The sequence below is a fragment of the Spirochaetota bacterium genome, assembly GCA_017999915.1.
Lineage (GTDB): Bacteria > Spirochaetota > UBA4802 > UBA4802 > UBA5550 > RBG-16-49-21.
Genome location: JAGNKX010000013.1, coordinates 135,820 through 150,303, shown reverse-complemented (window position 1 = coordinate 150,303; position 14,484 = coordinate 135,820). Strand labels below are relative to the sequence as shown.

The 14,484-nt window shown below is 57.9% G+C and carries 13 protein-coding genes and 1 tRNA gene; 7 read left to right on the top strand and 7 right to left on the bottom strand.

Annotation, left to right across the window (positions count from 1 at the left end; translation table 11 throughout):
* Position 1: 1 nt before the first annotated feature.
* Positions 2-75: transfer RNA gene (locus KA369_18220), tRNA-Ala, on the top strand.
* 72 nt (positions 76-147) lie between these two features.
* On the opposite strand, the gene KA369_18215 is transcribed toward KA369_18220, so the two are convergent.
* A complete protein-coding gene (locus KA369_18215; GenBank protein MBP7737920.1) occupies positions 148-678 on the bottom strand; it encodes a TetR/AcrR family transcriptional regulator in 531 nt (176 codons plus the stop codon).
* 82 nt (positions 679-760) lie between these two features.
* Here KA369_18215 and KA369_18210 point away from each other — a divergent pair, with 82 nt between their 5' ends.
* Positions 761-2,977 (top strand): acetate--CoA ligase family protein, encoded by a 2,217-nt coding sequence (locus tag KA369_18210; protein ID MBP7737919.1) that lies wholly within the window; start codon positions 761-763, stop codon positions 2,975-2,977.
* Positions 2,978-3,181: 204 nt separating this feature from the next.
* On the opposite strand, the gene KA369_18205 is transcribed toward KA369_18210, so the two are convergent.
* A complete protein-coding gene (locus tag KA369_18205; GenBank protein MBP7737918.1) occupies positions 3,182-4,030 on the bottom strand; it encodes a hypothetical protein in 849 nt (282 codons plus the stop codon).
* A gap of 208 nt (positions 4,031-4,238) precedes the next feature.
* Between KA369_18205 and KA369_18200 the strand changes: the two genes are divergently transcribed.
* Both KA369_18200 and KA369_18195 read left to right on the top strand, forming a co-directional pair.
* Positions 4,239-5,123, top strand: a complete 885-nt coding sequence (locus tag KA369_18200) for a glycosyltransferase (GenBank protein ID MBP7737917.1) — start codon at positions 4,239-4,241, stop codon at positions 5,121-5,123.
* Positions 5,124-5,258: 135 nt separating this feature from the next.
* Positions 5,259-5,603, top strand: coding sequence for a hypothetical protein (locus KA369_18195; protein MBP7737916.1), 345 nt, complete (start codon positions 5,259-5,261; stop codon positions 5,601-5,603).
* A 23-nt stretch (positions 5,604-5,626) separates the two neighbouring features.
* Here the strand turns inward: KA369_18195 and KA369_18190 are convergent, their stop codons facing one another.
* From KA369_18190 to tgt, 5 genes are all read right to left on the bottom strand, one after another.
* Positions 5,627-6,697, bottom strand: coding sequence for a hypothetical protein (locus tag KA369_18190; GenBank protein ID MBP7737915.1), 1,071 nt, complete (start codon positions 6,695-6,697; stop codon positions 5,627-5,629).
* A gap of 3 nt (positions 6,698-6,700) precedes the next feature.
* Positions 6,701-7,720 carry an RNA polymerase sigma factor RpoD/SigA gene (locus KA369_18185; protein MBP7737914.1) on the bottom strand — a complete coding sequence of 340 codons (1,020 nt, stop codon included), beginning with the start codon at positions 7,718-7,720 and terminating at the stop codon, positions 6,701-6,703.
* A gap of 205 nt (positions 7,721-7,925) precedes the next feature.
* Positions 7,926-9,119, bottom strand: coding sequence for a LysM peptidoglycan-binding domain-containing protein (locus tag KA369_18180; GenBank protein MBP7737913.1), 1,194 nt, complete (start codon positions 9,117-9,119; stop codon positions 7,926-7,928).
* 73 nt (positions 9,120-9,192) lie between these two features.
* Positions 9,193-9,531: an STAS domain-containing protein gene (locus KA369_18175; protein MBP7737912.1), complete on the bottom strand. Its 339-nt coding sequence runs from the start codon at positions 9,529-9,531 to the stop codon at positions 9,193-9,195.
* Positions 9,532-9,681: 150 nt separating this feature from the next.
* The gene (tgt, locus tag KA369_18170) at positions 9,682-10,809 is read right to left on the bottom strand and encodes a tRNA guanosine(34) transglycosylase Tgt (protein ID MBP7737911.1); all 1,128 of its coding nucleotides are present in this window, start codon (positions 10,807-10,809) and stop codon (positions 9,682-9,684) included.
* Positions 10,810-11,170: 361 nt separating this feature from the next.
* Between tgt and KA369_18165 the strand changes: the two genes are divergently transcribed.
* The 3 genes from KA369_18165 to KA369_18155 all read left to right on the top strand — a co-directional run bounded on the left by KA369_18165 (position 11,171) and on the right by KA369_18155 (position 14,481).
* Positions 11,171-11,842, top strand: coding sequence for an FKBP-type peptidyl-prolyl cis-trans isomerase (locus KA369_18165; GenBank protein ID MBP7737910.1), 672 nt, complete (start codon positions 11,171-11,173; stop codon positions 11,840-11,842).
* 79 nt (positions 11,843-11,921) lie between these two features.
* Complete coding sequence (locus KA369_18160; GenBank protein MBP7737909.1) at positions 11,922-12,914, top strand: DUF362 domain-containing protein; 993 nt, start codon at positions 11,922-11,924, stop codon at positions 12,912-12,914.
* Positions 12,915-12,918: 4 nt separating this feature from the next.
* Positions 12,919-14,481: a 4Fe-4S binding protein gene (locus KA369_18155; protein ID MBP7737908.1), complete on the top strand. Its 1,563-nt coding sequence runs from the start codon at positions 12,919-12,921 to the stop codon at positions 14,479-14,481.
* Positions 14,482-14,484 lie beyond the last annotated feature (3 nt).

Below are 14,484 nucleotides of genomic sequence, written 5' to 3'. Positions count from 1 at the left end.
CGGGGCTGTAGCTCAGTTTGGGAGAGCGCTAGAATCGCACTCTAGAGGCCGAGGGTTCGATCCCCTTCAGCTCCACAGGAAAGGGCCTTTCCGCCGGGAAACGGCCCTTTTTTAATGACAGGCAGAAAAAACATCCAGGATATAACCTCAGCTGGAAAAGATGCTTTTCAGCAGCATGCGAAAACCCTCATCAGAGTGATGGTGCTTGAGCTGCAGCAATCCTATGTATAGCGAATAGTCGCGGTAGGACCTGGTCCGCGCAGCATCCTCATCCATGCCGGACGCGGCATGGAGCCCCCGTATATGCTCAAGCCTCTGGCGGTCCAGGCGGTCCTGGAAACGCTTCACCATCGGATCATAGAGCGCCCATGCGCGGATGGCCAGCTCCAGGCCTCCCGATAGCTGGAAGGTCAGTTTCGTAAGCATTTTCAGGCCGGTGCGCGGGCTGGCGCCGCCGCCGGTGACATCCAGGACCTCCAGCGTCGATATTCTCTCATAATACTCGAGGAGACTTTTAATGTACGCTTCGCGGCTGCTGAAATGATGATAGAACGACCCCTTGGTTTTCCCCGTGCGCAGGGTCAGGCTATCTATTGAAAGCATCGAGGGCCCCTTCGTTTCCAGTATCTTCAATCCTTCATCGAGCCATATCATTTTCGCGTCTTTTTTACTTGACAAGATAACGCCTCCATACCATACGGTATGGTATGTTATAAGTAAAGCGCCGCCGCTCGTCAAGCGCTTTTTAACCGGAGGGATTATGGATAAACGGAACGAACCGAACACCCACGAACAGCTCGACAGGATGTTCAGCCCGAAGAGCATCGCCGTTGTCGGCGTCGCGTCGGGGGGATTCAGCTTCGGCAGGATGATCCTCCGCTCCCATCTTGTCATCGGATACGAGGGAACGCTCTATCCCGTGAACAAGCGCGGTATCGTTACGGAAGGCCTGAACAGCTACCCCACGATAGAGGATATCCCCGGGACCATCGATTTCGCCATTATCGCCGTCCCGGCCCGGGACGTTCCCGCGGCGGTGGAATCGTGCCGCAGGAAAGGGGCCGCCGGCGTGGAGATCCTCTCCTCCGGTTTCAAGGAGATCGGCACCCCCGAAGGAGCCGCCCTCGAGGAAGAGCTGCGGGCCATCGCGGCCCGGGGCATCAGGGTCCTCGGGCCCAACTGCTTCGGCATCTACTGCCCGAAATCTGGGCAGACCCTCATGCCCGGTCCGAACCTCTCGCGGGAGCCCGGCGGCGTCGCCTTCCTTTCACAGAGCGGGGGCCATGCGGTGGACTTAAGTCTCATGGGCACGTGGCGGGGCGTACGGTTTTCAAAGGTCGTCAGCTTCGGAAATGGCTGCGACCTCAGGGAGACCGAGATGCTGCGCTACCTCACGGGGGACGCTGATACAAAAGTGATCGGCCTCTACCTCGAGGGAGTGGACGACGGCCCCGGGTTTCTCTCGGCCCTGGAGGCGGCGGGCAGGGAGAAGCCGGTCCTGGTCATCAAGGGCGGACTCTCCGATTCCGGGAGCCGCGCCGCCGCGAGCCATACCGCATCCATGGGCGGCAAAAAAAATATATGGGAAGCGGCCCTCAGGCAATGCAACGCCCTCCAGGTAGAAAGTATAGAAGAGATGGCCGACGCCTCCCTCGCCTTTTCCATGGTCCCCGCCCGTTCCTATCACGGCTGCACCATCGTGGGCGGCGGCGGCGCCCTCGGCATAGCGGCTGCCGACGCGGCCGAGTTCTACGGCCTGATCATTCCCCCGCTCCGCGAAGACCTGAAGGCGTCGATCCTGGAACTGCTCCCGAAGCCGGGATCGAGCGCCGCCAACCCGATCGATGTTGCCAATCCCTTCGTGCCGCCGAAGGATATCAGGGAGATCCTGCTCCACGCGTCGAAGGATGAGAATATCGACATCCATATCCTGGTGCTCCTCATCTATCACTTCAAGGCCCAGAAGGACGTCATGGGCGTGAAAAATATCAAGGATTTCGTCCCGGCCGCGGAGCTGGCCGGGGTGTGCCGCGAAGTGAGGGAAATCACTGGCAAGCCCGTGGTGCTGGTGATGCCGAACTACCGGCAGGAAGTGGACGCGTTGGACCTCGAAGAAATAGCCCGCGAGACCAGAAGCGTGTTTCTCGATGCGGGCATTCCCGTGTATGACGACGTGAAGAACGCCCTGCGCGCCATAGCGTCTGTTTCAAAGTATCACCGGCGCAAAACCGTCATAGCGGAACCATCGCCGGGGAACCATGCGGAAAACATTGGAACCGAGTCAGAAACACCCATGGCTGCTGGATGTCATGAAATAATTAAGGAAGCAATGCGAAGGGGCGACAGGGCCCTCAATGAATACGAATCAAAGCGTATCCTCGGGTCCTATTCGATCCCGATAACCGGGGAAAAAGTGGCGCGCAGTCTCGATGAAGCGCTCTCCATCGCACGGGGGATCGGGTACCCGGTGGCGCTGAAGGGGTCCTCGCGCACCATCACGCACAAGACCGAGCGCGGGCTGATCGAGCTGGGAATCGACGGCGACGATGCCCTCAGAAAAGCCCATCAGGCCATTGAAGAGCGCGGCCAGGGGCACCTTGATGGTGTGCTTGTGCAGCGGATGATCAATGGCGACCGCGAGTTCGCGGCAGGCCTTATCCGCGACCCGCAGTTCGGCCCCTGCGTGATGTTCGGCCTCGGCGGCATCTACACCGAGGTCCTGAGGGACGTTTCCTTTCGCATCGCCCCGCTGAAGACGCGGGACGCCCTTGACATGATGGACGAGATCAGGGGCGGAAAGCTCCTGGACGCTTTCAGGGGCAAAGCGGCGGTAAACAGGGAAGTCATGGCGCGGATCCTCGTAAGCCTCGGAAGGATCGGCCTCGAGAATGATGAGATCGCCGAGATCGACATCAATCCGCTCCTCATCAGCGAGGGCATGCCCGTTGCGGTGGACGCGCTGGTGATACTGAAGTAGCATGCACCGGATTGGATTCCAGCCGGTCCAGAGCAAAATCGGCTGTCCCCTATCATCACTCCCGCCACCCGGAATTATACAGCCACACTGACGTTTGTCACATCCATAATCAAGGGGATTGATAGAAATAAATCATGGCTTTGTAGAATGATGAAAGCCGATCAACAGCGGAATAACCCTCGATAAGGAGGCGGCCCATCCCACCTACTCCGCAGCCGGGGCCTTCTCCGTCATGGTATAATTATCGCCCACCCTGAACAGTATGGCGACATTGAGCTGCCCCCCGAACCTGAAGCCCTTGTCCTTCAGGCCTTTCTTACTGACGGGCCTCGACTTTTCATCCCCGTACGGCATTATTGCGGGAAAAGGCATCGTTCCCGGAGGTGTCATCGTCGTTGTCGTATAGCTGATCGAGTACTTTTTATAGGAGGAACACCTATAGGCGTATTCCGCGCGGCCGCTTGCCGTAAACGAGAGAGTGACCAGGTCGCCCGGGTTGATGTTCAACCCCAGGATGAGGCCAAGGCCGCCCCGAATGCCCCAAAGCCTTTTCACGTTAAAAGTCTTGTCTATCATTCCCGAAACAGACAGTTCCGGCCCCAGCCAGAGCCGCACGATCTGCGTCCTGAGGACGCCGAAACCGAAGGCGTGGGACATTTTGATCGAAAGGGGCTTTATCTGCTGCTTTGACTTGTAAAACAGTGACCGGGTCTGATCCATGGTCAACGTTGTAGGCCCGGAATTCATGGTCATCAGCCGGAACGTATATGGCACGGGCTTATCAATATACTGGAACCCGTTCTCCTGGTCGCAGCCGAGGGTAAAACGGTAGTTGAAGAGCTTGTCCCTGGCAACGGCGGTGTCCACGACGAGGCCGCCGCCGGCGCTCCATTCATGACCGGACTTTTTCTCCCAGAACTGACGTCCCAGTGAGGCGCCTCCGTAGAATCCGACCCCGGTGGCCAGGAGGGGCGTTGCAGCGGCGGCAACAAGAGCGGCGGCAACTAAGGCCGGAAGAATAATCGCGCGAAAACGGATGAAGTATTGTACCATAATATCCCCCAGAAGATACGCATGGCGCTTAATATCAAGAAGGCAGCGCAACAAAGACTTTTGGTTGTTTATCCAACATAAATGATACCTGTTCAGCCGCGTCAAGATTTTTCTTTCTTCGACCCTCGTCGAGAGGAGGCGAGACAGGCAAAGTCGAGGCAATAATATACTTGACGGGCCGCCGCCGGAACGGTACACTCTTTCCGCCATGCCTTTCTTTTCGGTTATTATCCCGGTATACAACCGATTCAGGCCCGTCCGCGAGGCCATTGAATCGGTCCTTGGCCAGGCCTTCGCCGATTTCGAGCTCATCGTCGTCGACGACGGGTCCACGGACGGGACGCCCGCCATTGCCGACGAATACAGCGACCGCATCGCCTACGCGCGCCGGGAGCACCGCGGCGTGAGCGCGGCGCGCAACGCCGGCGTGGCGATGTCCTCGGGCCCCTGGCTGGCCTTTCTCGATTCGGACGACCGGTGGCTCCCGGATAAGCTTGCGCGCCAGGCGGCCTACATCGGCAGCAAACCCGCGGTGACGATCCACCAGACCGACGAGCAATGGATCCGCTGGGGGCGCCCGGTGAACCCGCGCCTCCGGCACCTGAAGCGCGAGGGGGACATCTTCGCCGATTCCCTCGGCCTCTGCCTCATCAGCCCCTCCGCCACGGTCCTGTCGCGGCGCTGCTTCGAGCGGTACGGGCCCTTCGACGAGGACCTGCCCGCCTGCGAAGACTACGACCTCTGGCTCAGGGTGACCGCCCGCGAATGGGTCGGGTTCATCCCCGAGAAGCTTGTTGTCCGCCACGGCGGCCACGAGGACCAGCTCTCCGGCCGCTACCCGGCCATGGACCGATTCAGGGTCTACTCGATCGCGAAGCTCCTAGCCTGCGGCGGCCCCCTCACGGAGGAGCAGCGGCGCCATGCGACTGCCGCGGCCCTGGAGAAGACGCGGATCCTCATGGAGGGCGCCATTAAAAGGGAGAGAAGTGCCTTCGCCGAAAATCTCCGGTTCCTCGCGGCAAAGATAGACAAGGGGACCGTCTCGGCCGCCGACGCCCTGTTCCTCCTGGAAGAGAACGACAGGCCCAGTTAAAATTAAACTTGATAATTCTTCCTTATGCCGTATAATAGGGATATACATGCCATTAATGAACATATCCTCATCCGGATATCAACATTGGCCGGAGGCTTTATACGGTTCCGGCCGGATTACTCTGTGGAGGGGCTTATGGCAAAGATAAAAAACCGCAGGCGCGGACCCGACACCATGGTCAGGATGATCACCATTTCCAGCGTTGTCTCGTGGATCGTGATCTTCGTTGCCTTCATCATCTATCAGATGGTACATCCGTCGGGCGGCAGTTATAATACGGTAAGGAAGACCATGATCGACTTCAGCGCCGGGGTCATCGTGGCGAAGGCGCTGCTGTTCCTGAACTTCCTGCTCTGCGTCTGGGGCATGATAATGAACTCGATGAGGAACAAGAGAAAGTCGGACAAATTCCGCCTTTCCCTTGTCATATCGGCTTTCATTTCCCTGGCTGGATTTATCGTGATGATGATCTTCCTGTAGCCCGGGCCGCTCCGGGGGGCGCGCTACAGGCCGCGAAGGCCGTAGCAGAACACGTTATCGGACCCGCGCAGGAAAAGCAGGTTGTCCCTCACGGCGGCGTCCAGAAACGCCTCGGCCGGATATTCCCGCGAAAACAGCACGGTGCCGTCCTCGCGGAACAGGAGGATTTTCGAGGCGCCGCTCTGCATCGTGTAGGACGCCGCGTACAGGCCGTTGTCGAAGCTGACCGATGAATGGCCGGGCCGCTTGGGCGGGACGGCTATGTTCATCTTTACGCTTCCCGACGGCGAGACGCGCAGAATCCTGTCGACGTCGATGACCGCGCAGGAGCCGTCGCCCCTCACATGGAGAGACGTCCTCACCGCGTGGGCATGGGCCAGCTCCGTCTCGCCGTTATGGCCCGATTCGATCTCGACGACGCGCAGGAAATCCTTCCCGCTGTCACCGTAATGGACGGCGCCGTAGGAGCCCCCTGCGGCGACCGCGAGGCCCTTCACCACCGTCATCTTCGGCGTCATGCCGTAATGGATCACCTTCCCCTTCTGATCCACGAAGTAATAGGACCCGTCGAGAAATCCGACAGCGCCGTAATCGCCGCGGTCAGAGAAGGCGACGGCAGTGCAGGTCCTGCCGGATATGCGGATGCCCGCGAGATTGCCGTTGTAATCCACCATCCTGATGCCCGACTGGTCGCCGTTCATCAGGATGATGACCTTGCCGCCATGGGACAGGTATGGATATTCCATCGAATCGAGCTTCCAGAACCGGTCGCCCTTCGCGTTGAAGAACTCGATGGCGTGGCCGACCTTCTGGTACTTGACATAGAAACGGCCGTCGCCGCTGAAGGCGCTGAGGCCGTCGGTCACGGAGCCGGAAACGGAAACCTCGCCGTTACTCTTGAGAAGGAAATAATCCTGTTCATTGGCCTTGACGAAGAAAAGGGGCTTCGAGCCTTTCAACGGCGATTTCTCCACGGCGCCGAGGTTCTTGACGGCTCCCCACCAGGCGGGGCCGATCTCGACGGCCGGGGCCGGGGAAAAGAGAAAGAGCGCCCCGAGGGCGCCGGCGATCAATCCTGGTAAAAAGTACCACATAACTCAATCCTGGAGGAAGCTTTTCAGCCGCTGGCTGCGGGACGGATGGCGGAGGCGGCGTATCGCCTTTTTTTCGATCTGCCTGATGCGCTCCTTGGAGAGCTTGAACTCGTCGCCGATCTGCTGGAGCGACATCGGCTCGTACCCGTCAAGGCCGAAGCGCATCTTGATGATCTGCCGCTCAGATTCGGTGAGGGTCCTGAGGACGTCATCCAGGGCCGACGAGAGGGACTCGTCCAGCACCTTCTTGTCGGGCGAGTCCACCCGCTGGTCCACGATCATGCTGAGGATGGTGGTGTCCTCGGAATCGCCGTAGGACGAATCGAGGGATATGTAATCCTGCGTGATGTTGCGCAGGTGATTGATCTCGTCGTCGTCCATGTCGAGGTCCTCGGCGATCTCCCCGGGGCTCGGCTCCCTGCCGAGCTTGCTCTCGAGCTTCTTATGGACCTTTTCGATCTTCTGGATATCGGCGGTGCGGTTCAGGGGAAGCCTGATCAGTGAAGCCTTCTGGGATATGGCCAGGATGATGGCCTGCCGGATCCACCACACCGCGTAGGAAATGAAATGGAAGCCCCGGTCCGGGTCGAATTTCTCGGCTGCCTTGATGAGCCCCATGTTCCCTTCATTGATAAGGTCGAGGAGAGATATGCCGCTGGTCTGGTATTTCTTGGCGATGGACACGACGAAGCGGAGGTTCGCCTTGATGAGGCGGTTCTTCGCGTTCTCGTCGCCGTCGCGGGCCGCGCGGGCGAGGCGGTCCTCATCCTCGCGGGAGAGGAGCGGTATCTTGTTGATCTGATCGAGGTACCACGAAATCGAGGAATCCGAATAGCCGGCGCTGTCCTTTTTCTTGACGCTGGTCGTCACCTTGCGTATGTCGATATCGAGGTCGATCTCATCGGTAAGATCGAGATCGGCATTTTCCTCGATGGCGTCCACGGCGTCCGCATTCTGCACCTCATGAGACAGCTCATCCTGCTTCTTGTCGGCTTCGTGTCCTTTTTTAGTTTGCTTTTTCATATTTCCGTGTTCAAATAATACAATCAAGCCTTGTTCAACCACAGGCAGTTACAGCAGGTGTTTCAACCGCAGCGTGCATCTCTTCGCCGCTCAGGCGGAACGGCTGACGATGAATGACAGGCTGTCTCGCCCCGCAGCCGAAGCCGCCGGAAAAACAGCCTGTGCAATTACCCTATTATGGAAAGCGCCGTTTCGGCGCGATCTGTTATTTTTTCGGCTTCGGCACCTTCAGTATCCAGCCTGGATATATCAGGTTCGGGTTGTTTATCTGATCCTTGTTATACTCGTAAATTACTTTCCATTTCCTGGGGTTCTTGTAGAACTTCCGGGCCACGTACCAGAGGCAATCCTTGTAGTTCTTGCGCCAGACAACCTTGTACTCCCAGTAGTCCTTTTCATCGAACTGCTGCTGTTGCTGCCGGCCCACATCGGCTCCCTCGGCGATCTCGGATCCCTCGGTCTTTTTGGACATGACCAGCATGGCCAGCCGCATCGCCTCTTCGGACGCGGCGATCGAGTCCTTGTACTTGGTATCGGCCAGCTTCGATTTGGCGTTATCCAGGGACTCCCTGGCGGCGCTCATTTCAGCTTTTTTCTGGGCGGCGAATTTTGATTTCTCCGCCTGCCCCACCAGCTTCTCCGCGGCGGAGAGCTTTTCCGCGGCGGTGTTTTTCAGGGCGATCAGCAGGGCTTCGTCTGCGTTCAGCTTCGCCACTTCAACGGCGGAAAAGCCTTTTTTCAGCTCCTGCGCGTCGTAGGCCTTTTCGGCCACATCGACATTCTCGTTGGCCAGGTTGAACTTGTCCGCCGCGTATTTCTTCGCGCCGTATTTCTCGGCCTCCTCAAGGGTGTGCTTCACTTCCACGATGGAGTCGCGAAGGACCTCTTTTTTGCCCAGGGCCGTATTGCGGGCGTTCTTCGCTTTCTCATCGGCCTTCACCGCCGAGTCATAGGCCTGCGCATACTGCCTGTTCTGGAACTGCTCGTTGGCCTGCTTGAGGGCCTCCTCGGCGTCGTGGTATTCGTCCGCCGCGAGACGCTCGGCGTAGGCCTCGCCTGCCTCGCCCAGGCTTTTCTCCGCTATGGCGATGGTGTCCTTTGCCAGGAGCGGCAGCGCCTTGTTATAGGCGGCCTGCGCCAGATTGGACGCTTCCTCGGCCGACTTCTTGGCCTCCTTGACGTCTTCCTTGACCGCCATGTCCTGGCTGTCATACATCTTCTTCTTGGCCGCGTCCATCTCCTCCGGGGCGTACTTGTCGGCCCTCACTTTCTGCGCCGTGTTGATATCTTTTTTCGCGTAGGACATTTCCCTGATCGGTATATTGGCGCGGCACGCGATACACATTGTCATGGACAACGCGGCGATGGCAATGATCGTAACATTACGTAACTGCTTCATAGTGACCTCGTCGAGTAAATTATAAATATTATCGAAAAATGATGTTATGCCGTTATTCCCGTCGACAATCCTGTCATCCGGCGAAGGAATTGACCGCATCGTCTTCAGAATCAAATATCTCAAAAAAAGACGTCAGCTTTGTCAGCTCGAAGACCTTCCGTACCGACGCGAAGACGTTGATTATTTTCAAGCCGCCCTGGTATTTTTTGAGATTTGAAAGGCTGGAAATGAGAGCGCCGATACCGGATGAATCTATGTAGGAAACCTTCTCCAGGTTGATGATGACGTTATATTTTCTTTCTTCGATGAGTTTATTTATGATATCTTTGATTTCAGGCGCGTTGTAAAGATCAATTTCGCCGGCTATATCGAGCACGACGACTTCTCCTTTTGATCTGGTTGAAATATCCATTATCCCCCAGCCCCCTCATTATGCCTTTATAATAAAAAAATATGCCTGCAACAATATAAATGCCTCTAATTTTTATGTCAAGATTATTTATTTTAATTAAAAACGGTCAAGTAGATTTTTGCACGTTTATTCGCAACTGTTCACTGATAATCACGAAATGTCTCCGTTCCCATACAGGGCTTCCCACTTGCGGTACACCTCCGTGAAAAAGCCGCCGGCTATGGCTTCCCGTATGTTATTCATGAAGGCATTCATGAAATAGAGGTTATGATAGGTGTTGTATATGAGGGCCGATATCTCGCCTGCCCTGAAGAGATGGCGCAGGTAGGCCCGCGAATAGGTGCGGCACACGTAACAGCCGCAGGCCGGATCGAGGGGTGACGGATCCGATTCGCACGCGGCCGATTTGATGTTCACCCTGCCGGTGGAGGTGAACAGCGTTCCGTTCCGGGCGATGCGGGTGGGCATGACCGAATCGAACATGTCGGTCCCGCAGCGGATGGCGTAAAGGATCTCCATGGGGCTCCCGACCCCCATCATGTAGCGGGGCCGGTCACGGGGCAGCAGGCCGACGGTGAGCTCGGTCATTTCACGGTAGAGATCCTTCGGCTCGCCCACGGAAAGCCCTCCCACGGCAAACCCGGGAACGGGCAGCTCCATCAGGCGTTCGGCGCACTCCCTTCTCAGGCCGCCGAATACGCTCCCCTGCACGATGGCGAAGAGGGACTGCCTCTCATGATCGAAGCGTTCGTGCCAGTACAGGTACGAGGCCCCGGCCCAGCGCACCGTCCGCTCCACCGCCTCCCGCGCCTCCTTTTCTGCCACGGGATAATGGGTGCACTGGTCCAGCACCATCATTATGTCGGAGCCGATCACCCTCTGCGCGTCCAGCACCGACTCCGGAGAAAAATAGTGGGGCGAGCCGTCCACGTGGGAGCGGAACTCAACGCCGTCGTCACGGACCTTGCAGAAATCGGAAAGGGAGAAGACCTGGAAGCCGCCGGAATCGGTGAGGATGGGCCGGTGGAAATTCATGAAGCCGTGAAGCCCCCCGGCGCCGCGCAGCACCTCCAGCCCGGGACGGAGGTAGAGATGATAGGTGTTCGACAGGATGATGTCGAAATCGAGCTCTTCCACGTCGCGGCCCGACAGGGCGCGCACCGCGCCCCGCGTTGCCACGGGCATGAACACCGGCGTGCGGATCGTTCCCCTGGAAGTGGTGATCTCGCCGGTGCGGGCGGCGGTGTCGTTATCGGAAGAGAGAACCCTGAATTGCATGGAGGCATTGAAGACAATTGTATGGATATGTCAAATGGAAATTGGGGCCCGATTGATTGCGTAATTATTTATACATCTGAAGGCGGGATCATGTGACCCCGCCTTCATACGCGCCCCCCCCCTTCATACGCGCAAAACCCCGCCTTCATAGGCCCACCCCCCCTCCAGGAGCTGATAGCAAAAAATCAATTGACACAAATATCTTTTTCATGAACCTGTAATACAACTGTTGATTAAAAATCCAATTATTAGCAATGCCTGCCTCCGCCGAAGGCGACGGGGCAACCGCAAATAATCGTTGAATTTTTGATAAATATACAGGAAAACACATAATTAATTTAACACACCAAGGACAACTCAAATGAAATTGCAACATGTTACCGGCCTCATCTGCTTTCTCCTCGTCTTATCCGCCGTATCGTGCAAGGCGAACCTCAGCTCCGACAACGCCAAGGTGAGCTACGGCATCGGCATGCAGTTCGCCAAGGACATGAAAAACCGCGGCATGGACCTCGACATGAAGGCCTTCAACCTGGCAGTCGAGGACGTTTTCAAGGGAACCAAGAGCAGGCTCACCGACGACGAGATACGGGCCGCCTTCCAGAAAATATCCGAAGAGATGATGAAGAAGCAGACGGAGCGCGCCGCCGACAATCTGAAAAAGGGTGAAGAATATTTAAAAAAGAACAAGGATAAAGCCGGCGTCAAGGTCACCAAGAGCGGCATCCAGTACAAGGTGATCAAGGAAGGGACCGGCGCGGCCCCCCTCGCCACGAGCATGGTAAAGGTTCACTACAAGGGCACCCTCATCGACGGCACGGAATTCGACAGCTCCTACAAGAGGAACCAGCCCGCCGAGTTCCAGCTGAACCAGGTGATCCCCGGCTGGACGGAAGGGCTTCAGCTCATGAAGGTCGGCTCCAAGTACGAGCTGACGATCCCGAGCAACCTGGCCTACGGCGAGCGGGACAACCAGTCGATCCCTGGAAATTCCGTGCTGATATTCGAAGTGGAGCTCCTTGAGGTAAAATAGCGATTGCGTTCATAACCGGTCATCGGCCGGCCCGGCAAGGATGCCGGCCGCGCAAAACGTATTCAGTGGAGGCGGTACCATGAAAGAATATTTTTCTGCGCTGTCAAAACACGGCGCCGGCGTTCAATCCCGCTCTTCGAGAAAAGATTTTCTCCGTGCCATTGCCGCGTTCATCGGCTCGATCCCGCTCATCAGCGGGATCGTTCTTCCTTACAGGGCCCTTGCCGCGGAGAAGTTAAAGCCCCGACCCAGGCGCCAGGTCAAAACCCTGTATGACCTGGCCGTTGTCAGTGGCGATAGCCCCGCGGCCATGGTCAGAAAAGCGGTAGAAACCCTGGGAGGCATCGACAGGTTCGTACACTCCGGCGACATCGTCGTGGTCAAGCCGAACATCGGCTGGGACCGGGAGCCGAAATACGCCGCCAACACGAACCCTGAGCTGCTGGCGGCGCTCATCAGGCTCTGCTATGCGGCCGGGGCCAAAAAGGTGAAGGTCTTCGACAACACCTGCAACGCAGCGGTCATGTGCTACGCCAACAGCGGCATCGCCGAGGCGGTCAAGAAGGCGGGCGGCCACATATCCCACATCAACAAGAACAAGTTCATGGCGGGGAGCTTCCCCGAAGGGAGCCCCATGAAGTCATGGCCCATATACCGCGACGCGGTGGAATGCGACTGCTTCATCAACGTGCCCATAGCCAAGCACCACGGCCTGGCGCGGCTCACCCTTTCCATGAAGAACCTGATGGGAGTCTGCGGCGGCAACCGCGGGGAGATACACCGTAACATCGACGAGAAGCTCGCCGACCTCACCGGCTTCATCAATCCCGACCTGACCGTCATCGACGCCTACCGGATCCTTCTGCGGAACGGGCCCTCCGGCGGCAACCTGAAGGACGTGAAGCTGGCAAAAACGGTCATCGCCGGCACGGACCCTGTCCTGGCCGACGCCTACGCGGCGACGCTTTTTGATATCGACCCGCAGGACATCGGCTACATTAAGATCGGCGAGGAAAAAAAGCTCGGAACACTGGATATCGCGAAAGCCGCCATCAAAAAACTTACGGTGTAAGGCAATGACGTCCGCGAGACTGATCCTGTTCCGCCGCCTTGCCCAGACGCTGTCGGTCCTTGTCCTTGCCTATATCCTGTGGAACACCCGGTATCCCCTGTCAGGGTACGTAAATCCGGAATTCTATTTCCTGATAGACCCCTACGCCATGATCATCACCTCCATAGCTGAACGGGTCCTCCTGCCGGGACTGGCCTATGCCTCTATACTCCTCATCATCACCCTTGTCCTGGGCCGGGGCTTCTGCGGATGGATATGTCCCCTGGGTGCGCTCCTCGATCTTCTTTCATATTTCAGGATGCTCATCCTGAGACTTTTTCGCCTGAAAGAGAAAGAGGCGGAGCCGATGCCCCTGCGTTACGGCAAATACCTGCTCCTCGGCGCGACAATCATCGCCGCCATTGGGGGCCTCCAGCTGGCCTGGTTTCTCGATCCCATAACGGTCTTCGCCCGCTCCTTTTCTTTCACCCTTCACCCTCTCATCAGCGGCTCCATCGACAGGGCCTTCACGTCGCTCCTTGGCGCTACCGGATACCCCGGCTGGCTTGAATCAATATACGATTATCTCAGGGAGGGGTTCCTGAGCCTGTCGACGCCGATCTTCAACCACGCGGGCTCCATCCTCGTTATCTTCCTCCTGATCCTGGCGCTTTCCCTTGTGAAGCGCCGCTTCTGGTGCCGTTACCTCTGTCCCCTGGGCGCCACCCTCGCCCTCCCTTCTCTCGGATCGTTATTGCGGCGCGACGCTACGCCCTGTGTAAAGAACTGCGGGGTCTGCGGAAATCTATGCCGGATGAACGCCATCAGGAAGGACAATTCCTATATAAAGGAAGAATGCGTTCTCTGCCTCGACTGCGTCGCCCGCTGCCCGACCGAAAAGGCGACCTTCACGTTCAGGAGACAGAGGCCCGTGACAAGGGCGAGCAAGGCAGGGGGGGCGATCATGACCCGCGGCAGTTTCATCGCCATGGCCGGGTGTGCCCTGGCCGCTTCATCGCCGCTGGCGGCCTTCGGCGCGGAAAAGTCGAAGGCCGCGAAAAAGCCGCCCCGGCCCGGCACGATATCGCGCATCCGGCCGCCCGGCGCCCTTCCGGAAGATGAGTTCATCCAGCGCTGCATCCGCTGCGGCAACTGCATGAAGGTGTGCCCCACCAACGTGCTCCAGCCCCTTCGAATCGCGGAGGGCCCCGCCATGGCCTGGACGCCGGTCCTGGACACCCGGCGCGGATACTGCGAATACCGGTGCAACCTGTGCGGCCGGGTCTGCCCCACCGACGCCATCAGGGAGCTCACCCTGCCGAGAAAGCAAAAAGAAAAAATCGGCATCGCCCGGTTCGATCCCGCCCTATGCATTCCTTACGCGAAGGGAGAGAACTGCATCGTCTGCGAGGAGCATTGCCCGATACCGGACAAGGCCATACGGGTAAGGGACGGGATCGTGAAGGGAAAAACGGTCAAGCTGCCCTACGTGGTTGCGGATCTCTGCATCGGCTGCGCCATCTGCGAGCTCAAGTGCCCCACCGCACCGGACAAGGGTATCGTCATCGACAAGGTTCGGAAGGCATAGGAG

Bases quoted from the DNA above. Each gene is read 5' to 3' on its own strand.
- KA369_18210 (MBP7737919.1), top strand. From the start codon at position 761: ATGGATAAACGGAACGAACCGAACACCCACGAACAGCTCGACAGGATG.
- KA369_18160 (MBP7737909.1), top strand. From the start codon at position 11,922: ATGAAAGAATATTTTTCTGCGCTGTCAAAACACGGCGCCGGCGTTCAA.
- KA369_18155 (MBP7737908.1), top strand. From the start codon at position 12,919: ATGACGTCCGCGAGACTGATCCTGTTCCGCCGCCTTGCCCAGACGCTG.
- KA369_18195 (MBP7737916.1), top strand. From the start codon at position 5,259: ATGGCAAAGATAAAAAACCGCAGGCGCGGACCCGACACCATGGTCAGG.
- KA369_18175 (MBP7737912.1), bottom strand. From the start codon at position 9,531: ATGGATATTTCAACCAGATCAAAAGGAGAAGTCGTCGTGCTCGATATA.
- KA369_18180 (MBP7737913.1), bottom strand. From the start codon at position 9,119: ATGAAGCAGTTACGTAATGTTACGATCATTGCCATCGCCGCGTTGTCC.
- KA369_18200 (MBP7737917.1), top strand. From the start codon at position 4,239: ATGCCTTTCTTTTCGGTTATTATCCCGGTATACAACCGATTCAGGCCC.
- KA369_18185 (MBP7737914.1), bottom strand. From the start codon at position 7,720: ATGAAAAAGCAAACTAAAAAAGGACACGAAGCCGACAAGAAGCAGGAT.
- KA369_18205 (MBP7737918.1), bottom strand. From the start codon at position 4,030: ATGGTACAATACTTCATCCGTTTTCGCGCGATTATTCTTCCGGCCTTA.
- tgt (MBP7737911.1), bottom strand. From the start codon at position 10,809: ATGCAATTCAGGGTTCTCTCTTCCGATAACGACACCGCCGCCCGCACC.
- KA369_18165 (MBP7737910.1), top strand. From the start codon at position 11,171: ATGAAATTGCAACATGTTACCGGCCTCATCTGCTTTCTCCTCGTCTTA.
- KA369_18190 (MBP7737915.1), bottom strand. From the start codon at position 6,697: ATGTGGTACTTTTTACCAGGATTGATCGCCGGCGCCCTCGGGGCGCTC.